Below are 21,958 nucleotides of genomic sequence, written 5' to 3'. Positions count from 1 at the left end.
TGGAGTCGCCCCAGTATTAACAATTTGGCTCTCTGACTGCCGTCTCCTGCTACGGACTCGCGTTGTGGCCGCCGAGTTTCGACAGCGCCGAGAACGCTTTCTTGCGGACCTGTTCGTCCTCGGTATCGTCGAGCAGTTTCTCCAGTCGCTGGCCGGTCTGTTTGTCGCCTACCTTGCCGAGTGTGAACACGGCGTGGCCCCGGGCGTTGCTCTCTGCATCTGGGTCTTCGGCAATCTCGAGCAGTTTCCGCTCGACGTGGTTGCCGCCGATCTCGGCGAGACTCGTCGCGGCGAACTGCTGGGTCATCTGTCCGCCCTCCGCCAGTGCGTCGACGAGCGCCTCGATTGCGTCGTGGTTCCCCTGGTCGTCCATCACCCGCCCGAGCAGCCACGCGGTGTTTCGCCGCTGGGCAGCCTGTGTGCTCTCGCGGAGAATCTCGACGAGGGGCTCGACGACGGTTGCATCGTCGGTTTCGGACAACTGTTCGACGACCGTCTCCCGGATTTCGTGGCTCTTCTCGGTCGGCACGTTCGAGAGCAGTTCGATGAGCGAGAAGACTGCCGTCCGGCGAACTGTCGACGTGTCGTCACCGAGGGCGTTGATAAGCGGGTCGACCGGACGGTCGTTGTCGAAGTTGCCAAAGGCGGAGACCGCAATTCGGCGGACGCGTTCGTCATCGTCGTCGTAGAGGGAAAGCAGCGCCTGTAGCGCCTGCCGGTTGCTGATGCGACCGAGCGCCTCGGCGGCCTCCCGGCGGACGCCGGCTTTCGGGTCGGTCAGGAGCGACTCCAGCGGGTTGGTCGCGCGCGGGTCGCTAATCTGTCCCGTGGCACGCGCCGCACGGGCGCGGACCCGTGGGTCGCTGTCGTCGAACACCGCCGTGAGCTTCGGGACGGCGTCGGACTCGTCGAGTTCACCCAGCGCGTTCGCTGCGGCCATCCGGAGTTCGGGTATCTCGGCGTCCAGTGCGCGAACGAACGCTTTCGCCTTCACCCAGTCTGCGGCGTCGTCGTCGAGGTCGACGTTCGCCATCGTCGTCATCAACTTCTCGAGGGCATCCTGTCCCTGTTCGTCGAGTGCGTCGATGGTGGCAGCGACAACGGCGTCAGTGTCGTCGTCGCTCGCGGTCTGTACGAGCGCGTTGATGATGTCGTCGCGGTCGTCGTGTTCTTCGAGTCGCCCGAGCGCTTCAGCAGCGCGGCGGCGGACCTCCGCGTTGTCCGAGCGCTTGAGAAGACCGATGAGCTTCTGAGCGTCGCCCGAACGCTCGTACTGGTAGAGAGACATTATTGGCGGTACGACGGGCGAGCAATTATGTTCGTTGGTCAGCCCGGTTCAGGCACGCTGGTAGATGCGCTGTTGTTTGTGAACCGGGTCGAAGCTGTCCCGACACTCCGCGGGGAGTGTCTCGGTCATCCCGATCATCAGATAGCCGTCCTCGCGGAGTGACCCGCGAATCGTCTGGAAGATCGGCGTCTTGAACTCGGCGTCGATGTAGATGAGGAGGTTGCGACAGAGGACGAGGTCGAAGTCCCGCTTTGGGTCCCCCCGAATCAGGTCGTGTTGTTCGAAGGTGACCATCTCTTTGACCCGGTCGCGAACGGCAAACTGGTCGTCGTCCTGTTCGATGTACCGCGAGTAGTCCTCGAGTGGTGCCAGTTCCTCGGCGATATCTGTCGTCTGCGAGGTCTCGTAGACGCCCGCTCGGGCCTCTTCGAGGATGTCGGCGTTGATATCGGTGCCGGTAATCTCTATCCGCCGGTCGGTAATCTCGTCGTCGTCCATCGCGAGCATCGCAATCGAGTACGGTTCTCGGCCGTCGGCAGACGGTGCCGACCAGACGCGGACCCGGCGGTTGTTCGCCGTCAGGTCGCGCAACACCAGGCGAAGCTTCTCCCACGCCTCGGGATTGCGGAAGAAGCCGGTGACGTTGATCGAGAGCGAGTCGAGCAACGCCTCCTGCTCTTCGTCGTCGCGTTCGAGGAGTCGCTGGTACGACCGGTAGTCGTCGACGTCTGTCCGCCGCATCCGGGCGGTGATACGGCGGTCGAGGTAGGCGTCGTTGTAAAAGCCGGTCTCGAAGTCCATGTTGTCCTCGACGTATTCGAGGAGGGTCGTGAACGCGCGGTCCTCTTGCCGGCTCATAGGGTCACCACGTCGAGGATGTGGACGATGTTTCCGTCGCCAAGCACTGCGGTCCCGGAGAGGCCGGGCGTCCCGCTGAGAATCCCCTCAAGCGGTTTCACGACGACTTCTTCCTGCGCGTTGACCGAATCGCACTTCAGCGCGACCTGTCGCTCGGATTCGCGGATGCGGACGAGCATGCCGTCGCCGGCCTCCTCGACTTCTTCGAGTTCGACGCCTTCGCCGCCGTCGGTGGCCGTCGCCCGGCCGGGAACGTTGAACGCTTCTCCGAGGTCGATGACCGGATAGATCTCGTCGTTGTGTTTGATGACTTGCTGGTCGTTTATTTTCTTCATATCCTCGGTCCGGGTGATCTCGTCGACGTTCTTGATGGGGATGCCGTACTCCTCGTCGCCCACCTCGACGAACAGCACCTTGACGATAGCCATCGTCACTGGGAGGCGAAGCGACACCGTCGTTCCCTCGCCGGGCGTCGAATCTACGTTGACAGAGCCGTCCAGTTGCGTGACGGTGTCGTGGACGACGTCCATCCCGACGCCCCGGCCGCTGGTGTCTGTCACCTCGTCGGCCGTCGAGAAACCCGGATGGAAGACGAGGTCGTAGATGGCCGAGTTGTCCATCGTCTCCAGTTCTTCGGGCGAGCGCACGTCTTTCTCGATGGCCTTCTTTTTGATTGCATCCACGTCTAACCCTGCCCCGTCGTCGACGACTTGGATGATGACGTGGTCTCGCTCGCGGGACGCCCGGAGCGTGACCTGTCCCTCGCGGGGCTTACCCTTCTGTTCGCGCTCCTCGGGTGGTTCGATACCGTGGTCCAGCGAGTTGCGGATGATGTGCATCAACGGGTCCGAGATCTCGGTCAGGATGGTCCGGTCGAGTTCGATGTCTTCGCCCTCGATTTCGAAATCGACCTCCTTGCCGAGTTCCCGCGAGAGGTCCCGCACCATGCGGGGGAACTTCCCGACGACCTTCTTGAGCGGGATGAGCCGCATGTCCATGACCGTGTTCTGGAGGTTCGCGGTAATCTTGTCCAGTTCGTTTAACGTCTCGCCTGCCGAATCGAGGTCGTCCTGTTCGACGGCCCGCCGGAGCTTGATGCGGCTGGTCACCAGTTGCTCGACCAGCCCGTGTAGGTCGTCGAGCTGGTCGACGTCCACCCGAACGGATTTGATTTCGTCGACGGAGTGGTCGCTTTCCCCGTCACTGTCGGTTCCACTGGTCGACGCAGCGTCACCCGCCGCTCCATCGTCCTGCACCTTGTCGGTCACGTCGGTGACCGTCGCTGTCTCTACTTTCCCGACAGATTCCATTTCCGCGTCCACGCGTCCGAGATCGTCGGCGTCGATGAAGAGACCGAACGTGTCGTCGTAGTCTCCGTCTTCGATGTCAGCCCGACTGGGGTTACTGTCGAGGATCTCGAACAGCTCTTCGATGCCCTCCATGGCGAACATCGCGTCGACACCCGGCATGTCCGTCTCGCCCACATCGACTTCCACGTGAACGACTTTGTCCGCAACGTCGCCGAGATCGATGGCAACGTCGTCCGGATCGATATCGACGCTCCCGCTGGACTGGTCGTTACTGCTACTTGCACTGCTCCCACTTTCGGTAGCGGCACTGCCGGCGGCGGCCTCGACACCGTCGTCGAGGACTGCCCGGAGTTGCGTGACCATCTCGTCGGTGTCGGTCTCTGGCTCGCCGTCCGATTCGATTTCGCCGACGATGACTTCGATCTGGTCGACGCCGGCGAAAATGAGGTCCATCACGTCGGGTGTGACCTCCATCTCGCCCTGGCGCATCTCGTCGAGCAGGTCCTCCATCGCGTGGGCGAGATTCGAGGCGGCCTCGAACCCCATCGCACCGAAGTTCCCCTTCAGCGTGTGGGCCGTCCGGAAAATCTGGTCCATCGCCTCCTGGTCGCTGGGGTCCGATTCCAGGTCCAGCAACGAGTTGTTCAGTTTCGTAATCTCTTCTTCACTTTCGCGGATGAATGCGTCGAGATACTGGTCGTCCATGTTAGTTCACCTCCGCTTTCGCGGTGTTCAAAATCCCGTTCGGGATGTCGTCGATCGGGAGCACGTCGTCGACGTACCCTGTCTCGATAGCTCGCTTTGGCATCCCGAAGACGGCTGATGTCTCCTCGTCCTGCGCAATAGTCCGTCCGCCGACGGCTTTGATCGCCTTGATGCCGGCAGCTCCGTCTTCTCCCATCCCGGTGAGAATGACACCGAACAGCGGGTCCGTGATGACCTCTGCCGCGCTGTTCATCGTCATGTCGACGGCTGGCCGGACGCTGTTGACCGGCGGGTCCTCGGTCAGCTTCACTCGGAGGCGACCGCTCCGGTAGTTCGAGACGATCATGTGCTTACCACCGGGCGCGACCAGCGCTTCCCCACCGCCGATTCGGTCGCCATGGCTTGCTTCACGCACGTCGTAGTCGCTCCGCGAGTCGATGCGTTTTGCGAACCGCTCCGTGAACCCGTCTGGCATGTGCTGGACGATGAGGACCCGAAAGTCCGCCTCCAGCGGCAGCTCCGAGAGGACGCGTTCGACCATCTTCGGACCGCCCGTCGACGAGCCGATCAGCAGTGTCGGGTTCTCGACGTACGTTCGTGTCGAGGATGTCGGTGCGCTGGTCTGTTTCTCGGACCCGGTCGCAGCCGTCGCATCGACTTCTGCGACGGAGGTGACCATCTCGACGAGCTGGTCTTCCAGCCGGGACATCTCCATAGACACCTCTCCGCCGGGTTTCGTGAAGAAGTCGACTGCCCCCTTGTCGAGGGCTTCGAAGGTTACGTCGGCGTTCTCGTCGGTGTGGGCAGACAGCATCAGGACCGGCGTCGGGTTCTCAGACATGATGCGATCGACCGCTTCGATACCGTTCATTTCCGGCATCTCGACGTCCATCGTCACTACGTCCGGGCTGAGGTCGGCGACAGTTTCGACGGCGTCGCGACCGTTCTTGGCCTGCCCGACGACATCGATACCTCCATCCTCGAGGATATCGGAAATAACACTCCGCATGAAATGCGAGTCGTCGGCGACAACTGCGCGCGGTCGGACTCCTGCCATCACGCGCTCACCTGCCCGACCGAGCGCGCTCGCCCACGGTACAGAATCCACTCCATTCTCAGTCCGTACTCCGGCTACGACTCGCATAAATACACCGCCTCCGTAATCAAATGTGATAGCACGGAGGGCAGATTTAAGTCCCTCTACTGGTTCCCATCGACCAACGGCAGCCGGTGCCGTCCCAGGGTTCGTCCCGATTCCAGTGCAACCATGTCAACGACAGCATCCACCAGTGGACAGGTACTCGAGTTCGAACTCGGCGACGAGACGTACTGTGTGAGCATCGACTACGTGACGGAAATCGTCGACATCGGCGACCTCACAAAGGTACCGAACTCTCCAGCACACGTCGAGGGGGTGATGGACCTCCGTGGCCGAACGACGTCCATCATCAATCCGAAAGTCGTGTTCAACATCGCCGACGACGGCGCAGAACAGCGAATAATCGTCTACGACCCGGAAATCGTCGAAGACCAGGGCGCTGCGGGCTGGCTCGTCGACGAGGTTGACCAGGTCGTCCAGATCGACGAGGCGGACGTAGACACTTCACCGGCTAAAGACGACGATGCTATCCATGGCGTCGTCAAACGCGGCGACGGCGATTTCGTCATCTGGGTCGACCCCAAATCTGTCCACGGCACGTCGTAGTATGGGCAAGGTTTTTCAATCGGCCGCGACACCATCTTCCAATCACCTTCCTGAATAAGAATTATGATAGAATTGACAAAGACCGGAATCGACGGACTCGACGATATCCTCAACGGTGGCATCGTGCGAAACTCGACGACACTCATCAGTGGAAACCCGGGTGCCGGCAAGAGTCTGCTCGGCCTCCAGTACATCTACAACGGAGTCGAGATGTTCGACGAGAGGGGTATCTATCTCTCCTTCGAGGAAAACGAGTCAGACCTCGCAGAGGCAGCCGAGTCTATCGGTTTCGAGAACTGGGACCGGTACGTCAAAGAGGGGAAAATCAACGTCTACGACAAGCAAGTTCTCCTCCGAGAGAACGATTTCAGCAGCGCACTGGAGATTCTGCTCGACGACCTCGACGACGACCGGTACGAACGGCTGGTGCTGGATTCGCTCACGATGTTCCAGCTGTTCTTCGAGAGCGAGCGAGAGAAACGAACGTATCTGCTGAAGTTCACCGACATACTGCGGGAGAATAACCTCACGACTCTGATGACGAACGAGCAGGGAACGGTCTTTCCGGAGACAGATATCGGACTGGAGAACTTCCTCACTGACGGGAACATTTTCTTGCTCCAGACGCCGACCGATTCCGGTGTCAACCGGTACGTCTGGGTTGCCAAGATGCGCAAGCAAAACATCGATACTGACATCTTCCCGATGGAAATCTCCGACGGCGGTATCAACGTTCACCAGAACGCCAGTGCGTTCTCGATGATGAGCGAAGAAGAGTCACCAATCTGATTGTTAGCCTGGTTATTCTGTACGAAAATAGGCTTTTTACTGCCTGAAATTGCTTCTGTCTATATTCTTGCGAAATCTTCGATTCGTATCAATATAGTTTCAAGCAGCTCATTTCAGCACACGATAGTTTTATGGTTTGGGTGATTCATAATTTGATAACCGATGGCTTCAGCGGAATTACTCCAGACATTGGGGAATAAATACAGCGCTGAGATTCTCGATGCGACCGACGAACCCCGGTCGGCGCAAGAGCTCAGTGACGAACTGGAGATTCCGATTGCCACGTGCTACCGACGGATCGACGAACTGACAGAACACAACTTGCTGGAGCTACACGACAACATTCTCTCCGACGACCGCCGACGAATCAAGGTGTACCGGCGGAACGTCGATGCGATTCGCGTCGAGTTCGACGAGGAAGAACTCGCCGTCGACGTCGAGGAGCGGTCGGAAGTCACCAACAAACTCGACGAGGCCTGGCGGACACTTTCGGAAGGATAATTTTCTGTTTGAGGGGGCTCTAAGTGTGAGTATCACCGTTTAATCCGTAGATTATCAGGTGCGATATTTTCGTGAGTGGATTTAAGAGCGGGTGTCTGCAACAGAGAGGTAGTGCCCGACATAGTCGAACTCCTCTATGCGCTTTCGACGCTGGTCTTCGTCGTCGCCGGCCTGACGATGGTCGGCATGGCGATCCGCGCGTACGTTCAGACATCTCGGAAAGCCATGCTCCATCTCTCGCTCGGCTTTTCGCTCGCGGTCGCGGGCGCGGCCGCGACGATGATTAGTGCGTTCCTGCTCGGGTTCGACGGGGCGTACATCGAGTCGCTGCTGCTGGTCAACAGCGGCTTTACGACGTTTGGCTTCCTGTTCGTGATGTACAGTCTCGTCACCTACGAGTAGGACTGGCGGAACTCTCGGTCGCGCGTTGTATGATTATGAGTGTCCAACGAGAACACGACCACGCTGATCGGGCTCAGTCGGGAATCGGGACGCTCATCATTCTTATTGCTGCAATTTTGGTCGCGACGATGGCCGCTGGCGTCTTCTTCGACGTTGCCGGGCTGCTTCAGGGCGAAACCGCAAGCACGAGCGAGGGCGTCTCACAGCAGTTCGACGGTCGTCTCGAAATCGTCTCTGTGTCAGGCGAAGTGTCCGACGACACAGTCGACCGGGTAAACGTCACTGTGAAACTGTCCTCTGATAGTGGCACAGCCGATCTCAGCGCTGCGACGATCCAGTGGATCGGGCCGGCAGGTGTCGAGACGCTCACCTGGGACGGGCAAAATACCACCGGCTCAACCTTCGGGATAACCGTGTTTGGTCGGCCGGACACTGTTCTCGATGCCGGGACGGACCGGGCGACGTTCACTATCGACCCGGAAACCTTCGGTTCAGCGCTCGAACCCGGAGATACCGTGACGATTACAATCGGAACCGACTCCGAACTCGTCTATCGTCTACGGGTACCACGGTCGCTGGAAGGGAAGTCGACGGTCGGATTATGAAGATGTAATGCCTGACTGTCATTCACTATCGGTTTCGGTGCGTACGAACTCTCTACTGGAGAGTATCAACGCTGAAATCGTCTTTTTCACTCGTTGAAATTCTGTATACCGGTCGAAAACTCGTTTTCACAGACGATAATCTCGGGGTCATTCTTATTACCGTCGGATAGTGACCTTCCAAGTAAGTCTGCGGCAGACACTGCCCAGGCGAGATAAACCATGGAACTGAAAATGCCACACAAACGAGAGAAGGGCCAGGTCGGTATCGGGACGCTCATCGTGTTCATCGCGATGGTCCTGGTCGCCGCGATCGCCGCGGGCGTCCTCATCAACACGGCTGGATTCCTCCAGAGTTCGGCCGAAGAATCGGGTACTGGTGCGAGTGACCAGACGACGAATCGCGTCTCCGTCGCCGGTAGCGTGACGGGGACAGTTTCAGGCGACAGCATTTCGGAGGTTGATATTAATGTCAAACGCGTATCTGGTGCCAGCGATATTGACCTTGAGGACGCAACGGTTCAGATAGTTGCACCTGATGGTACGGCGACCGTTGATATGACTCAATCCCCCGAAACTGGTAGCAACGATGTCATAGAGATTACTGCCACAAAAGACGACGACGACAGTCTTGATAACAGTGTGTTGAACGATGACACTGATGTTGCCAACATTGAACTTAGCTTAGACGGGACCGGTACTGGTGATGGTATCTCTCTCGAGGATGATCTCTCGCTCGAAACCGGTCAGTCCGCGACGCTGACGCTTACGACGGACGCAGGTGGCGAGACTGAAATCCAAATCACGGCTCCTGACACCTTCCAGCAGACGAGCGTTACCCTCTCGCCGTAACGGCACTCTCTTTCCTTTTGTTTTATTTCGCCGACCAGCGTCAGCGCCGCGTCTGACATCGCCGACGGAATTATACCGCTCTACGACAGAGTACAGCGTATGTCCGACGGGCCCGACGACGTCGACATGGGCGATGGTGGAGACCCAGATGAGGGTCCGATTCTCTCTCCCGAGGAACTCGACATCGCCGACGACGAACACGTCACGAAACTCGACGAGGGTCGATTCGTCGTCTCGCCCGACGCCCGCGAACAGCAGACACCGGGCCACTCACAGCAACAGCCGGCGAAAAACCAGTCGCAATCGCGGTCCCAACCTAGTCCCCAGCAACAACCGGAGCCGCAATCCCAGCCTGCTCCCTCGCAGAACTCCCCTCAACCGTCGAAAAAAGACGATATATCGCGAGAGGAGGTCCACGAGTGGCTCCGCCAGAGTTTCGCTAACGGCGGGTCCCGGTACGGGTTCGACGTGACGGCTATCTTCGACGGCTCTGTCAGCCAGCGCCGAATGGCCTCGAACGACGTCGTCACGATTTTCGAGAGCCTCATTCTGTGGTACGCCCAGCAAATAGACAACGACACGCCTGTCGAGGAAGTGCTCGGCATCTTACTCATGGAATCGAACGTCCCGGTTCGCTATCCTTCGGAGAGTCTGACGAATCTCGTCAAGTCGACGGGACTCGGACCCGACGACACGATTGCCGACTTGCTCGCTGCTGTTGACGAAGACAACGGAGTCGAACTGTGAGACGCGCCGCAGCTAACGATGAGTGAGGGAGATTCCGTTTCGGTTCCTCAGATTGCTGTCGCCCTTATTCTCGTGGGGATGCTCCTCTCGGGACCGGTGGGTGGTGTCGAACTGGTCGGTGATCGGCCGTCGCTCGACGACGGCACAGCATCGGTGACTGTCGTCGAACCGACTGCGGAGACGATTCAGGTTACCGAGGGTCGATTCGGCACGAACGTCTCCTACGTTCGCATTCCGGACCTAATCATCGACGTAACCCGCGTCGACGGGCAACCACGGGTCCTCTATCAGGTGACGATTCCCGAACTGAACATTCGGATGCAAAACGACAAACTCGTTCGGTCGACCGGTCGTCTTCGTGTTCCGATTAGCGACCACACCGTCTCGAAAGGGACGGCACTCGACGGGACGGAGGCACATCTCGTCGTCCGCGTCCAGAGTTACGCTGGGGGACAGGTCGTGATGAACAGGACTGTCGAGGTGCGTCGTGGATGAGCGTGATGCCGAGATGAGTGATAGTACGGAGTCGTCTCGGGACGGCGCGGGAGAATCGGTGACGACCGACCGCGTTGCTTCCGTTCAGGAGCGTGCGTCGTCGATTGTCCAGAGTGTCGGTCGGGTGGCGTTCGGTGACCGACTCGGCCTGACGCTCTTCCTGGGGGCAGTGCTCTGGTGTGGTGCACTGTGGCGCGTCGGTATCTTCATTCAGGATACGGTGACGGTCGCGAACGCGCTGGCCAACGTCGCAGACGGTCATCTCGCCATTCTCGAGAGTCCGTATGCCTTGACACTCGGCGAACAGCCGGGACTCGTCGAAGTCGACGGCCAGGCGTACGGCCGAAACTACGGCCACGTCTTGCTCGCGCTCCCGCTCCTGTGGCTGCTCGAAGCGGGGTCTGCGCTCGTTGCGCCGAAGCTCCTGCTCGCCGGTGCGTGGAGTCTCGGACTGGTCGCGTTCGCCGGACAGGTCGGACGACTCACGGGTCGCGAACAGATTGCGGCAGTCGGGAGTGTCGGTGCACTGCTCGTGTTCGTCGGGAATGTGCTGTCCGTGACGGCGCTCCCGGAAGGCGTGCTGGCGCTGGTCGCGCTCCAGTTGAGTACGATATTCGCCGCGGCGTTCGTCGCCGTCGTACTCTATCGCCTCATCGGACGATTCCACGGCGACCGAATGGGTGTCGTCGCCGGGGTAGCGGTAGTGGTGGCGACACCGGTGGGGTTCTGGGCGACGATTCCGAAACGGCACGTCGTCACCGCCGCGGCCGCCGTCGTCGCGCTGTATTGTTTTGCCGTCAGTCGGGATCGGACCGACCGCCGCGGTACTCTCTCTCGTGCGTGCTCCTACGGCGTGCTCGGATTGCTGACAACGGTCCACCCGTTCGAGGCGTTCTTTCTGTTTGCCGTTCTCGCGCCAGTCGACCTGGTGACTGCACCGGAGAACTCGCTTCGATCACTCCTGCTGGTCGGTCTCCTGTTTGCGATTTCGATGCTTCCGTTCGTTACGCTGAACACGCTTATTTCCGGAAATCCGCTGGAGTCGCCGAGAATCATCAGCGGCGCCGGGTCCGGACTCGAAACATCGCTATCTCCGGACGGCGGTGGAGACGGCGGAGGCAGCGGTGGGACCCAAACACCGGCTGACGACGGCGGAACACGAACACCTGTTCCAGAAGGTGAAACACAGATGCCGGCCGGCAGCGATGGGAACGGTAGTAGCGACGGTGGGAGTGGTGTCGATGGAACACCCGGGACTGACACTGGCGGTAACGGTCCGTTGAGCGGTCTCGTGGCGACGTTTGTGTCTCTCCTCGCGTTCGCAGGGAGTCTCGTCGGCTTCGTCGGCGATTGGATTGGAGAGAGTCTCGACGTTCTCGGGCAGCACGAACGGTTGTATCACATCTTCGTCCGGGGTGGAAGCATTCCCAGTCTCACGAACAGCGTGAACAACGCCGAGGCAATCGAACTCACACTGCTCGAATCGTTCCCGTTGGCTGCGGCGCTCATCTGGCTACCTGTCGCCGTAATTCGGGGACTCCGCGAACGGGTCGTCGGGGCGGGAATCACGACAACCCGCCGCCAGACAGACCTCCTGGCGGCTGGCTTCGCTATCGTTTTTGCACTCATCTACCTGCCGAAACTGCCGTTACACAGCCAGATTACGGTTCGCTACATCTTGCCGGTGATGCCGTTACTGCTCTACGGGGTGGCGCGGTGTTCGTTCGTTCACCGGGCCGTCGCTGACAGTCCCGGTTGGTTGCTCGGGAGTTACCTCATAACTGTCTTCGTCGGTGGCGCAGTGCTGACGGCGACACTGGCGCTGGCGGACCCGGCAATCGGTGAGGCGATGCAACTGCACGCGCTGGTCGGCCTGGGCGCGGCACTTGTAGCAGTCGTCGTCGTGAGTACGTGGCCGCTGCACGACGATATTCGGGTCGTTGCTGTCGGGCTGGCACTCCCTGCTGGGGTGACGACCGTGTTTTTACTCCTTGCGAAAATCGAGTACTTCAGCTACCGGGTGCCCTCGGACGACAATCCGGCCGTGTTTGTCCTGGATGTTGTTCGTGTATTGTCAGAACTGCTTCCGGTAATTCCCGCGTGATTTTCTGTCAGGCGGCGCACCATCGAGTATCAGCGCCGATAATCAACGGGACAGGTTTATTTAGCTTTTGACGGTACTCTGTGGTGAGCAGATATGGCAGACGTACTGATAGCCGACGACTCCGAGTTCATGCGGAACCTCCTCCGGGAAATTCTCGAAGAAGACCATACGATTGTCGGAGAGGTGGAAAACGGCGTCGAAGCCGTCGAAGTGTTCAAAGAGAAACAGCCGGACCTGGTGATGATGGACATCGTGATGCCGATCCGGGACGGTATCGAGGCGACTGACGAAATCAAAAACGCCGCACCGAACGCGAACGTCATCATGTGCACCAGCGTGGGGCAAGAAGAGAAGATGAAAGAGGCCGTCAAGGCCGGGGCTGATGGGTACATCACCAAACCGTTCCAGAAACCGAGCGTGATAGAGGCGATCCAGGACGTCGTCCCGTCCTAACGATGAAGGTAGACGTCCAGTCGCTCGGCACGTTCAACCAGCTCGCTCACGAAGGAGCCGAACAGGCCACCCGGTCGATGGCCCAGATGACGGGCATCGACGCCGAGGTCGACGTGACGAAGATTTCGCTCGTCGACCGGGCCGACATCGGCGAAGAGCTCGGTGACAGCGAGTTCGTCGGCGTGCAGTTCGGCTTCGAGGGTGCACTCAGCGGTGAGACGGTGCTGGTATTCGACGACGAGAGCACCGACGAAATCGTGAACTCGTTGATGCCTGGTGCTGCCGACGACCCGGCGATGGCCCAGTCCAGCGTCGAGGAGATCGGCAACATCATGATGAGTGGCTTCATCGACGGCTGGGCGGACTATCTCGGTGCGACCATCGAACACACGCCGCCGGAGTACATCGAGCGGTCCGGTTCCAGCGTGCTTCCGGCGGCACCGGAGGCCAGTGAGAACGACCAGATATTCGTCTTCCGGAGCGAAATCGAGTGGCTCGACCAGTCCGTCAACTTCTACATCTACATGCTGCCCGAGTACGGGCCGATGGCGGAGATGCTGGCCGACCACGTCGCCACCGGCGAGGATGCGATTCCGATCGAGAAACTGGAAGCGTTCAACCGGATGACCCGGAGGGGAACCGAGAAGGCTGCGGAAAACGTCGAGATGATGTCCGGTATCTCGACCGAGGCCGAGGTCACCCAGATCTCCTTTGCACCGATCGAGGACGTGCCAAAGCAGGTGGGCAACGACACGTATGTCGGCACGGTGGTGGAGTTTACGGGGACTCCCAGTGGCTATTTACTTGTCCTGTTCGACGAAACGTCTGCAATCAACGTCGCGGAAGCGCTGATGCCGGTGGAATCAGAGGCTGAGGGGCTGACTGACCAGCACAAGGCGGCTATCGAGGAACTGGGCAACATCATGACCAGCGGGTTCGTCGACGGCTGGGCGAACGTCCTCCAGCAGTCGGTCGAGCACACGCCGCCGCGACTGGTCCACGACATGGGGCAGGCGATCATCGACCCGCTGGCAGCCCAGCTCGGACAACACCAGCGCCACGCGTTCATCATCGATTCGACGATGAAAACCGATGAGGTGGATTTCGAGAGTTCGATTCACGCGTTGCCCAACGAGGAAGAGTTGCGCAAGGCGCTCGACGAGTTGCTGGTCGAGCGAGCCGAGGAGACGGACGCCGATGTGGAACAGATATTCTAGCAATGAAAGTTTACGACGGTAGCAGCCAGACCGAGCAGTCACAGGACGCCGACCCCGAACGGGTGAAGGTCGGTATCGCGGAGTACGACGTAACGGCGGACGGTGCAGTGCTGACAACCAGCGGTCTCGGGTCGTGTATCGGGCTCGCGCTGTACGACCCCGAGACAGGTACTGCGGGGCTGGTCCACGTGATGCTCCCATCTGCCGACGATATGGAGGACGGTAACGATGCGAAGTTCGCAGATACCGGCACTGACCTCCTCGTCGAGAAGATGGAAGCGGCGGGTGCGAACATCACTCGCCTCGAAGCCAAGATCGCCGGCGGGAGCGATATGCTCGACTTCTCGGAATCGGGGTCGGGAATCGGCGACAGGAACATCGCTCAGGTCCGCGAGACGCTCGACGACTACGGGATTCCCATCGTCGGAGAGGACGTCGGCGGAGACCACGGCCGGTCGCTCCGTCTGGAAGCGGAGACCGGTGACCTCGTCGTCAAGAGTGCCAACTCCGAGAACACTCGTCTGTGACTGTGTGAGGCCGGTTTGACTGTGGGGCTGCTGCGCTCCCGTCAGACGCGTGGCAGACATTGTTACCAACTGTGATACGTCCGACGCTGTTCTCTGGAAACGAGTTCTGAAATAAACGTCCGACACTATTTTACAAGAATAAAAAGCATAAGATAATGTTTATTTCCCTCTTTCGAACCGTATATTATCAGATGTGATAGAATAGACGGTACATTCAAGAGTGCAAGTACCTTGCTCACGCGTAATGAGTAGTGCCGCGTTCGCCCAGCCGTTACAGTCCGTCGCACTGGAAGTGACGGATGCTGTGTGGCTGTTCGTCTTGCTCACTGGCGGACTCGTCGGCATGAGTATCCGGAATATGCTGGAGGGTATCGTCGGTGACGAAAACGAAGACGAAGCCAACGGCGACGACGGCGGGGACGACGACCTGGGTGGCGGCGGTGGGTTGATGGCAGACGACGGCGACGGCGGTGACGATGACTTGGGCGGACTCGGTGGACTGGACGACGGTGGCGACGATCTGGGCGGGTTCGGCGACGACGAGTTCGGCGAGATGGACGACGGCGGCGGTGGCGGCAACGTCGACGAACTCGAACACCGACTGGACGAACTGGAAAACGAAGTCGGGAGCCTCTCGTCGACTGTCAACACCGTGCGCAACGAGAACGAGCAGATATCGGAGAGCGTCGGGGAAGTCGAGGAGAACGTCCGGAAACTGCTCGATATCTACGAGATGGTGACCCGCGGGGTCAACCCGTTTGCCGACGACATCGACGCCGGAATGGGCGGCGGTGGAATGGATGGCGGCGACGGTTCGTTCGGGCTGTTCGGTGACGACAATGACGGTGGCGACGACGAGGACCTCGACGAGGAGATTGCCGAAGCAGACGCGGAGGGATTCTTCGATGAGGATCTCGTCGAGGACGACGGTGGCATGGAGGCAGACGGGGACATGGGCGACGTGTTCGGCGATGAAATGGGCGGCGGTGACGACATGGAGATGGACGACGGCGGCGACTTTGAGGATAGCTTCGACGACGACTTCGATGACGATTTCGACGACGGCATGGACGATATGGCTGGTGACGACACGGACGACGACAGCGAGGACAGCGGCGGCGGAACCTCGTTTGCCGACCTCAAAGACGAGTACGAGTCCGGCGACGCAGACTGGGCTGACGAAGACGAGGACGACGCTGAGGAATCGGACGAGGAGATGGCGGTGGACGGAGAGATGGACGACGCGTTCGATGAGGGCGAGGACGACTCGACGGACGAGTTCGGTGACGACGAACTCTTCGACGAAGTCATCGACGGAGACGACGAGGAGTCGGAGATGGCCGTCGCCGAGGAGACGACCGAACCAGAATCAGAGCCGACCACGGCAGAGCCTGAGTCGGAACCAGAGACGGATCCGGAACCGACGACTACAAACACTGAATCGGCATCAGAGACCGACACTGACCAGTCCTCCGGCGAGGGCAAACCGTACCTGTCGGCGCTCCCGGAAGGGTACGCGTCGGACCTCATCGTCGTCGAGTGGCTGGAGTTCCTCGTCGAGGAGGCGGGCGTCCGCGAGACGGCACAGGCAATCGACTACTACGAGACCATCGACTGGGTCAACGAAGCGGTCGCGGACGACCTTCAGGAGTATTTGCGCGGCTTCGACGGCGGCGGCACCGGGACGCTGACCATCGACCACCACACGCAGAGTCTCAAATACATCAGCCAGCTCAACGGCGAATCAGCCGCCTTTGGCATGATGGGAGGTGGTGCCGATGGGCTTCAGCGTTAGTGGGGCCGCGGCAATCATCTTCGCCACTATGTTCGTCACCTTCGGCATGTGGTTTACCGCCTCTGCCAACAGTTTCGAGTCGGTCTCCGACGCCGAGACTGACAAGAGCGATAGAGCTCTTGAGGCGCAGAACACGGCGATTTCGATTGCAAACGTGACCTACAACAACACGTCTGCGGAGTTGACCGTGGTGGTGACCAACACCGGCGCTGCACAGTTGTCGGTCGAGACGACCGACCTGCTCGTCGACGGGCAGTACCAGCGTGGCTGGGAAGGCAGCGCGACCGTCGCGGGCACGGACACGCGTCTGTGGCTCGCCGGTGAGCAACTCACTATCACGGTGGCGACGCAGGCAGAACCCGGACGGGTGAAAATCGTCACCGAGAACGGCGTCTCGGCGGCGACGACGGAGGTGACGCTGGCATGAGCGTCGGAGGAGGTGTCTGAGATGGGATTCGGAACCAGCGGGAGCGCGTTCATCGTCTTCGCGGCGCTGTTTCTCGCCGTGAGTTCCCTCTATACGGCGACGGCGAACTCGACTGAGGAAATTCGGGACGCACAGGACGCCCGGGACGAGCACCACCGGACAATCCTTGGTACCCAGGTCGACGTGACCAACGCGACGTACAACACCTCGTCGTCGAATTTCACGCTTCGGGTCACCAACACCGGCGAGTCGACGTTGTCGACCGACCGTGTCGACGCGGTCGTCGACGGATCGTATCTCGATAGCAGCGACTTCGAGCGCGTGGCTGTCGACGGCCGGGAATCCGGCGTCTGGCGGCCGGGCGAACAACTCGTCCTGACAGACGGTGACTCTGTGGCTGCCCTGTCGGACACGCCCGAGCGCGTGAAGTTCGTCTCCGGACCGGGCATCGCCGACACCCACGGTGTGACGGAGGTGAGCGCCTGATGGCGAGTGTCTCGATCTCGCACATGATACTGTTCATCGCGAGTATGCTCATCGCGGCGAGCGTCGCGGGCGTGTTCACTACCAGCGTCGACCGGCTCAGCGGGGCTATCGACGACCAGGGACTGCAGGTGAGCGACGACGTCCGGACCGACGTCGAGGTTATCAGCGACAATGGAACCGGCGCGTGCGTCTACAACTGCGACGGCAACGGCAACCTCACGCTGCTGGTGAAAAACACCGGCTCCCGGCAGCTATCTGCCCAACCCGACCAGATCGACGTGCTGATAGACGGGCAGTTCACGCCGGCCAGCGACAAGACCGTCACGGTGCTCGGGGAGAGCGATACCTGGGACCGCGGGGCGGTCGTCCGCGTCAACGTCTCTGCGCCGGGGCTGTCTTCGGGTGACCACCGGGCGAAGGTCATCGTCAACGGCGACGAGGAGGTGTTCGAATTCCGCACATGAGTATTGCAAGTAACGACCTGTTCTCCATCGGACTGGACGAGCGGGACAGACTGAACAAGGAACTCGGTGGCGGCCTGCCACCGGGGAGTATCGTCCTCGTGGAAGGAGACTACGGTGCTGGCAAATCCGCGATTAGCCAGCGGTTCACCTACGGACTCTGCGAGGAGGGCAACACCGTCACGATGTTGTCGACCGAACTGACCGTCGGGAGTTTCTTAGAACAGATGAACTCCCTGGATTACGACATGGTCGACCACATGTTAGACGAGAACGTGCTCTTTTTGCACGCCGACATCGGGGACTCGAAGAGTGCCTTTTCCGACGACAGCGGCGAGGAGGAACGAAAGGACCTGCTCAAGCGTCTGATGGAGGCTGAGGTGATGTGGGAGTCGGACATCGTCATCATCGACACGTTCGACGCCATCCTCCGGAACGACCCCAAATTCGAGGCGCTGGTCAGGGAAAACGAGGAGCGCCAGGCCGCACTGGAGATCATCTCGTTTTTCCGGGATGTCATCTCTCAGGGAAAGGTCGTGGTCCTCACCGTCGACCCGACGACCCTCGAAGAGGAAGCCATCGGCCCGTTCCGGTCGATCGCGGACGTCTTCCTCGAACTCGAGATGGTCGAGGTCGGGAACGACGTCCGCCGGCAGATCAGCGTGATGCGGTTTGCCGGGATGGGCGAACAGGTGGGTGACACCATCGGATACTCGGTGCGTTCTGGCACTGGTATCGTCATCGAGAGCCGCAGTGTCGCATAAAATCTACCCATGACTGAACACGGAAGCGCAAAACCGTCGGACGAACTCAGACAACACGCAGCCAGACGACCGCACCTCCGGGAACACCTCAAGAAGTTCAAACAGATTACCGGCGAGTTCCCGAAGTTCATCGAGGAGGCCGACGACGACTACGAGACCGACCGTCCGAACGTCCTCTACCCGGTCGGTGGCCCCATCTACACCCACATCTACGGCGACATCGGCCAGGACATGAAGTACTACGCCATCGAGCCGGAGCTGGGTGAAGAAGAGCGCCCCGTGTTCGACAAGGTCCGAAACCGCCTGCTCGAACGCAGCGTCACCAAGGAAGCCCCCGAAAACGAGGCCCAGTACGACGACCGAATCGAGGAACTCCTCCAGGAGACCACCCGCGTCAAGAACCGCGAAACCAGCGACAGCGGTGTCCTGACGCGCCTCTCGAAGATTACCGACGTTGGCAAGGTCGAACTCAACCAGGAGACCTACGAGAACATCCGCTACCGGCTGAACCGCGACATCGTCGGGCTCGGCCCGCTGGAACCGGTCATGCGGGACCCGGCAAACGAGGACATCCACGTCATCGGCCGGGACCAGTGTTTCGTCGACCACTCGGTGTACTCGATGCTCGAGACGACCGTCGAGTGGGAGTCGAAGGAGTCGTTCGACCAGTGGCTCAAGAACATGGGCGAACGTATCGGCGACCCCGTCTCGGACTCGGACCCTATCGTCGACTCCACGCTCCCGGACGGCTCGCGCCTGAATCTCATCTACTCCGATGACGTGTCCATTCAGGGCCCCTCGCTGACCATCCGTCAGGGCGAGGATATCCCTCTCTCCATCTTCCAGATTACGAAGTGGAACACGCTCAGCCCGGAGCTGTCGGCGTACCTCTGGCTGTGTCTGGAGAACGAACAGACGGTGTTCGTCGTCGGGGAGACGGCGTCGGGGAAGACGACGACGCTGAATTCGATTATGGCCTTCATCCCGCGGGACTCGAAGATTTACACCGCGGAGGACACCGCGGAGGTCGTCCCGCCGCACGACACCTGGCAGCAACTCCTGACGCGCGAAGGTGAAAGCGAGGACACCTCTATCGACATGTTCGACCTGGTTGCTGCGGCACTGCGGTCTCGCCCCGACTACATCATCGTGGGTGAGGTCCGTGGCGAGGAGGGCCGGATGGCGTTCCAGGCAGCCCAGACCGGCCACCCGGTCATGCTGACCTTCCACGCTAGCGACATCGTCTCGATGATCCAGCGTTTTACCGGCGAACCAATCAACGTCCCCGAGACGTTCATGGACGTGGCCGACGTGGCACTGTTCCAGAACCGGGTCAAACAGGGCGATCAGGTGCTTCGCCGGGTCACCTCCGTCCAGGAAATCGAGGGGTACTCGAAGGAGATGGACGGTGTCGTCACCCGCCAGTCGTTCTACTGGGACCCCGTCGAAGACGAGATCGTCTTCCAGGGGATGAACAACTCCTACGTGCTCGAAGAGCAGATCGCGACGCTGCTCGGTTACGAGGACACCCGTGACATCTACGACGACCTGCAGTTCCGGGCGCGCATCATCGAGCGCGCGATTCAGGAGGGTATCCTCGGCTACTACGAAGTCAACGAACTGATCGCGGACTACCAGCGAGACGGCGTCGAGGGGCTCCCCTTCGACATCCACCGACGAGACTGATGGCCACCGAAGAGGGCGGACTGAATCTGACGGTTTCCGAGACGATCCAGTCACTACTGGAGTCGTATCGCCGGATGCAGATGCCGATTCAGCAGTACCTCAGTTTCATTCTCATTCCCTCTGGCGCGTTTTTCGTGGTGACCATCGTCGCTGCTCTCCTGATCGACCTGCCGATGTCGATTCGCGCACCGATTCCACTGCTGGGGTTGCTCGCGTTCGGCGCGGCGCTGTTCTATCCGAAAATCCTGCTCTCCCAGCGCAAGCGCCAACTCAACAATCGCTTTCACCTACTGGTCACGCACATGACCGTGCTGGCGACGACGAACATCGACCGGATGGAGGTGTTCCGGAAGCTCGCGCGCGAGGAGGAGTACGGCGAACTCGCAAACGAGATGCACCGCGTCGTCCAGCTGGTCGACACCTGGAACCAGAGCCTCGACGACGCGCTTCGCCGTCGTGCGAAGGAGGTCCCCAGCGACGCAGTGTCGGATTTCTTCGACCGCCTCGCGTACACGCTCGGTGCCGGGCAGTCGCTCAAGGATTACCTCATCACCGAACAGGAACAGATCATCCAGGAGTACTCGACGGTCTACGAGTCCTCGCTGGACAGTCTGGAGGTGATGAAGGACCTCTACCTGTCGATGGTGCTGTCGATGACGTTCGCGCTGGTGTTTGCGGTCGTGTTGCCGATCTTGACCGGGACGAACCCGACGCTGACGGTCAGTGCCGTCATCGTCATGTACATTTTCGTTCAGTCGGGGTTTTTCCTCGCGATTCGGTCGATGGCCCCCTACGACCCGCTGTGGTACCACCCGCCGGAGAAGTCCTCACCGACCGACGAACGCGCTCAGAAGAGCTTTGCCGCCGGCGTCGGCCTCTCGCTGGTCTTGCTGTTCGTCTCCTTTGGCGGCATGTTCGGCTTCAGCCCGGTCGCACTCGGTGATATCGTCCCGTTCGTTTCGGAACCACTGCCGCTCCCGATGTACGCGGCGATTCCGATAACGCCGCTGTTGATTCCCGGTCTCGTCATGCGACAGGAAGAGGAGAAAGTCAAGGCACGCGACGGGGAGTTCCCGAGCTTTATCCGGGCGCTCGGTGCCACGGAGGGGGTCAAACAGTCGACGACCTCGATGGTTCTCAAAACGCTCCGAAAGAAGGATTTCGGGGTGCTGACCGACAACATCAACGGCCTCTACAAGCGGCTCAATATGCGCATCGAGACATCCGAGGCCTGGCGATACTTCACCGCCGAGTGTCGGTCCTATCTGATCCAGACGTTCTCAGAGATGTACCTCGTGGGCCGCGAGATGGGTGGTTCGCCGAAGGTACTCGGCGAACTCATCGCCGAGAACATGAACGAGGTGCTGCAGCTTCGCCAGCAGCGCAAGCAGGCGACGACAACGCTCGTCGGGCTGCTGTACGGGATTACGGCGGCGTCGACCTTTGCCTTCTTCATCGGGCTGGAGGTTGTCAATATTCTCGCGAATATGAGCCTGGACTTAGAGACCAGTTCCAACTTCGACGTGGGGACGCTCATCAACACCGGCGTCTACGACATCCCGCTCATCGAGTTCCTGCTGATAATCATCATCATGTTCGGCGCGATGCTCTCGGCGCTGATGATTCGGACCATCGACGGCGGGCACAAGATGAACACGTACCTGCACTTCGTCATGCTGACCTGGATCGGGTCGCTGACCGCGCTCGCGACGAAGTGGCTCGTCAACGTCTTCCTCTCCATCTAGAACGCGGCGTTTTTCCCTGCCGCTCTCGTCTCCGTCAGT

22 protein-coding genes and 1 pseudogene are annotated in these 21,958 nt (G+C 60.1%); 19 read left to right on the top strand and 4 right to left on the bottom strand.

All coding sequences use genetic code 11. The annotated features are described in order from the left end of the window. Positions 1-49 precede the first annotated feature (49 nt). From WDJ60_RS01025 to WDJ60_RS01010, 4 genes are read right to left on the bottom strand one after another with little or no spacing between them, the layout of a single operon-like run. Positions 50-1,288: a HEAT repeat domain-containing protein gene (locus WDJ60_RS01025; RefSeq protein ID WP_340097877.1), complete on the bottom strand. Its 1,239-nt coding sequence runs from the start codon at positions 1,286-1,288 to the stop codon at positions 50-52. Between the two features lie 48 nt (positions 1,289-1,336). Beyond that, positions 1,337-2,146 (bottom strand): CheR family methyltransferase, encoded by an 810-nt coding sequence (locus WDJ60_RS01020; protein ID WP_340097876.1) that lies wholly within the window; start codon positions 2,144-2,146, stop codon positions 1,337-1,339. Then, positions 2,143-4,161, bottom strand: a complete 2,019-nt coding sequence (gene cheA / locus WDJ60_RS01015; protein ID WP_340097874.1) for a chemotaxis protein CheA — start codon at positions 4,159-4,161, stop codon at positions 2,143-2,145. Before cheA ends, WDJ60_RS01020 begins: the two co-directional genes overlap by 4 nt. A gap of 1 nt (position 4,162) precedes the next feature. Then, entirely contained in the window at positions 4,163-5,218 is a 1,056-nt protein-coding gene (locus WDJ60_RS01010; protein WP_417750420.1) for a protein-glutamate methylesterase/protein-glutamine glutaminase, read from the bottom strand. Positions 5,219-5,428: 210 nt separating this feature from the next. On the opposite strand from WDJ60_RS01010, the gene WDJ60_RS01005 reads away from it, so the two are divergent. The 19 genes and pseudogenes from WDJ60_RS01005 to flaJ all read left to right on the top strand — a co-directional run bounded on the left by WDJ60_RS01005 (position 5,429) and on the right by flaJ (position 21,919). Next, complete coding sequence (locus tag WDJ60_RS01005; RefSeq protein ID WP_340097873.1) at positions 5,429-5,866, top strand: chemotaxis protein CheW; 438 nt, start codon at positions 5,429-5,431, stop codon at positions 5,864-5,866. Positions 5,867-5,929: 63 nt separating this feature from the next. Next, the gene (locus WDJ60_RS01000; protein WP_340097871.1) at positions 5,930-6,655 is read left to right on the top strand and encodes an RAD55 family ATPase; all 726 of its coding nucleotides are present in this window, start codon (positions 5,930-5,932) and stop codon (positions 6,653-6,655) included. Positions 6,656-6,817: 162 nt separating this feature from the next. After that, on the top strand, positions 6,818-7,156 hold the full coding sequence (locus WDJ60_RS00995; RefSeq protein WP_340097870.1) for a helix-turn-helix domain-containing protein: 339 nt from the start codon (positions 6,818-6,820) through the stop codon (positions 7,154-7,156). 120 nt (positions 7,157-7,276) lie between these two features. After that, the gene (locus WDJ60_RS00990; RefSeq protein ID WP_340098355.1) at positions 7,277-7,558 is read left to right on the top strand and encodes a DUF7521 family protein; all 282 of its coding nucleotides are present in this window, start codon (positions 7,277-7,279) and stop codon (positions 7,556-7,558) included. Between the two features lie 35 nt (positions 7,559-7,593). Beyond that, positions 7,594-8,163 (top strand): archaellin/type IV pilin N-terminal domain-containing protein, encoded by a 570-nt coding sequence (locus WDJ60_RS00985; RefSeq protein WP_340097869.1) that lies wholly within the window; start codon positions 7,594-7,596, stop codon positions 8,161-8,163. 231 nt (positions 8,164-8,394) lie between these two features. Continuing rightward, positions 8,395-8,901 (top strand): annotated as a pseudogene (locus WDJ60_RS00980) (archaellin/type IV pilin N-terminal domain-containing protein); the annotation flags it as partial. Between the two features lie 210 nt (positions 8,902-9,111). After that, the gene (locus WDJ60_RS00975; RefSeq protein ID WP_340097867.1) at positions 9,112-9,759 is read left to right on the top strand and encodes a DUF7500 family protein; all 648 of its coding nucleotides are present in this window, start codon (positions 9,112-9,114) and stop codon (positions 9,757-9,759) included. Between the two features lie 18 nt (positions 9,760-9,777). Then, positions 9,778-10,254 (top strand): hypothetical protein, encoded by a 477-nt coding sequence (locus WDJ60_RS00970; RefSeq protein WP_340097866.1) that lies wholly within the window; start codon positions 9,778-9,780, stop codon positions 10,252-10,254. 13 nt (positions 10,255-10,267) lie between these two features. Next, positions 10,268-12,358 (top strand): hypothetical protein, encoded by a 2,091-nt coding sequence (locus WDJ60_RS00965; RefSeq protein WP_340097865.1) that lies wholly within the window; start codon positions 10,268-10,270, stop codon positions 12,356-12,358. Between the two features lie 93 nt (positions 12,359-12,451). Then, a complete protein-coding gene (gene cheY, locus WDJ60_RS00960) occupies positions 12,452-12,811 on the top strand; it encodes a chemotaxis protein CheY (protein ID WP_340097864.1) in 360 nt (119 codons plus the stop codon). Between the two features lie 2 nt (positions 12,812-12,813). After that, positions 12,814-14,028 (top strand): chemotaxis protein CheC, encoded by a 1,215-nt coding sequence (locus WDJ60_RS00955; RefSeq protein ID WP_340097863.1) that lies wholly within the window; start codon positions 12,814-12,816, stop codon positions 14,026-14,028. 2 nt (positions 14,029-14,030) lie between these two features. Beyond that, on the top strand, positions 14,031-14,555 hold the full coding sequence (locus tag WDJ60_RS00950; protein WP_340097862.1) for a chemotaxis protein CheD: 525 nt from the start codon (positions 14,031-14,033) through the stop codon (positions 14,553-14,555). Positions 14,556-14,799: 244 nt separating this feature from the next. Continuing rightward, positions 14,800-16,350, top strand: coding sequence for a FlaD/FlaE family flagellar protein (locus WDJ60_RS00945; protein WP_340097861.1), 1,551 nt, complete (start codon positions 14,800-14,802; stop codon positions 16,348-16,350). Beyond that, complete coding sequence (gene arlF / locus WDJ60_RS00940) at positions 16,334-16,777, top strand: archaellum stator protein ArlF (RefSeq protein WP_340097860.1); 444 nt, start codon at positions 16,334-16,336, stop codon at positions 16,775-16,777. Before WDJ60_RS00945 ends, arlF (WDJ60_RS00940) begins: the two co-directional genes overlap by 17 nt. A gap of 21 nt (positions 16,778-16,798) precedes the next feature. After that, positions 16,799-17,263 (top strand): archaellum stator protein ArlF, encoded by a 465-nt coding sequence (arlF, locus tag WDJ60_RS00935; RefSeq protein ID WP_340097859.1) that lies wholly within the window; start codon positions 16,799-16,801, stop codon positions 17,261-17,263. Further along, positions 17,263-17,727: an archaellum stator protein ArlG gene (gene arlG / locus WDJ60_RS00930; RefSeq protein ID WP_340097858.1), complete on the top strand. Its 465-nt coding sequence runs from the start codon at positions 17,263-17,265 to the stop codon at positions 17,725-17,727. The genes arlF (WDJ60_RS00935) and arlG overlap by 1 nt, the downstream gene beginning before the upstream one ends. Beyond that, positions 17,724-18,488: an archaellum protein ArlH gene (gene arlH, locus WDJ60_RS00925; protein ID WP_340097857.1), complete on the top strand. Its 765-nt coding sequence runs from the start codon at positions 17,724-17,726 to the stop codon at positions 18,486-18,488. The genes arlG and arlH overlap by 4 nt, the downstream gene beginning before the upstream one ends. A 9-nt stretch (positions 18,489-18,497) precedes the next feature. Next, positions 18,498-20,174 (top strand): type II/IV secretion system ATPase subunit, encoded by a 1,677-nt coding sequence (locus WDJ60_RS00920; protein ID WP_340097856.1) that lies wholly within the window; start codon positions 18,498-18,500, stop codon positions 20,172-20,174. Further along, on the top strand, positions 20,174-21,919 hold the full coding sequence (gene flaJ, locus WDJ60_RS00915) for an archaellar assembly protein FlaJ (RefSeq protein WP_340097855.1): 1,746 nt from the start codon (positions 20,174-20,176) through the stop codon (positions 21,917-21,919). Before WDJ60_RS00920 ends, flaJ begins: the two co-directional genes overlap by 1 nt. The last annotated feature ends 39 nt before the right edge of the window (positions 21,920-21,958 follow it).

Source organism: Salinibaculum salinum, from assembly GCF_037645885.1.
In the GTDB taxonomy this organism is placed as follows: Archaea; Halobacteriota; Halobacteria; order Halobacteriales; family Haloarculaceae; genus Salinibaculum; species Salinibaculum salinum.
The sequence above is the reverse complement of the archived record's forward strand: the minus strand, read 5'-3'. Positions and strand labels throughout refer to the sequence as shown.

Bases quoted from the DNA above. Each gene is read 5' to 3' on its own strand.
- WDJ60_RS00965 (WP_340097865.1), top strand. From the start codon at position 10,268: ATGAGTGATAGTACGGAGTCGTCTCGGGACGGCGCGGGAGAATCGGTG.
- WDJ60_RS01000 (WP_340097871.1), top strand. From the start codon at position 5,930: ATGATAGAATTGACAAAGACCGGAATCGACGGACTCGACGATATCCTC.
- WDJ60_RS00950 (WP_340097862.1), top strand. From the start codon at position 14,031: ATGAAAGTTTACGACGGTAGCAGCCAGACCGAGCAGTCACAGGACGCC.
- WDJ60_RS00945 (WP_340097861.1), top strand. From the start codon at position 14,800: ATGAGTAGTGCCGCGTTCGCCCAGCCGTTACAGTCCGTCGCACTGGAA.
- WDJ60_RS00955 (WP_340097863.1), top strand. From the start codon at position 12,814: ATGAAGGTAGACGTCCAGTCGCTCGGCACGTTCAACCAGCTCGCTCAC.
- arlH (WP_340097857.1), top strand. From the start codon at position 17,724: ATGAGTATTGCAAGTAACGACCTGTTCTCCATCGGACTGGACGAGCGG.
- WDJ60_RS00975 (WP_340097867.1), top strand. From the start codon at position 9,112: ATGTCCGACGGGCCCGACGACGTCGACATGGGCGATGGTGGAGACCCA.
- WDJ60_RS01010 (WP_417750420.1), bottom strand. From the start codon at position 5,218: ATGGCAGGAGTCCGACCGCGCGCAGTTGTCGCCGACGACTCGCATTTC.
- arlG (WP_340097858.1), top strand. From the start codon at position 17,263: ATGGCGAGTGTCTCGATCTCGCACATGATACTGTTCATCGCGAGTATG.
- WDJ60_RS01005 (WP_340097873.1), top strand. From the start codon at position 5,429: ATGTCAACGACAGCATCCACCAGTGGACAGGTACTCGAGTTCGAACTC.
- cheY (WP_340097864.1), top strand. From the start codon at position 12,452: ATGGCAGACGTACTGATAGCCGACGACTCCGAGTTCATGCGGAACCTC.
- arlF (WP_340097860.1), top strand. From the start codon at position 16,334: ATGGGCTTCAGCGTTAGTGGGGCCGCGGCAATCATCTTCGCCACTATG.
- WDJ60_RS00920 (WP_340097856.1), top strand. From the start codon at position 18,498: ATGACTGAACACGGAAGCGCAAAACCGTCGGACGAACTCAGACAACAC.
- WDJ60_RS00970 (WP_340097866.1), top strand. From the start codon at position 9,778: ATGAGTGAGGGAGATTCCGTTTCGGTTCCTCAGATTGCTGTCGCCCTT.
- WDJ60_RS01020 (WP_340097876.1), bottom strand. From the start codon at position 2,146: ATGAGCCGGCAAGAGGACCGCGCGTTCACGACCCTCCTCGAATACGTC.
- cheA (WP_340097874.1), bottom strand. From the start codon at position 4,161: ATGGACGACCAGTATCTCGACGCATTCATCCGCGAAAGTGAAGAAGAG.
- flaJ (WP_340097855.1), top strand. From the start codon at position 20,174: ATGGCCACCGAAGAGGGCGGACTGAATCTGACGGTTTCCGAGACGATC.
- WDJ60_RS00995 (WP_340097870.1), top strand. From the start codon at position 6,818: ATGGCTTCAGCGGAATTACTCCAGACATTGGGGAATAAATACAGCGCT.
- WDJ60_RS01025 (WP_340097877.1), bottom strand. From the start codon at position 1,288: ATGTCTCTCTACCAGTACGAGCGTTCGGGCGACGCTCAGAAGCTCATC.
- WDJ60_RS00985 (WP_340097869.1), top strand. From the start codon at position 7,594: ATGAGTGTCCAACGAGAACACGACCACGCTGATCGGGCTCAGTCGGGA.
- arlF (WP_340097859.1), top strand. From the start codon at position 16,799: ATGGGATTCGGAACCAGCGGGAGCGCGTTCATCGTCTTCGCGGCGCTG.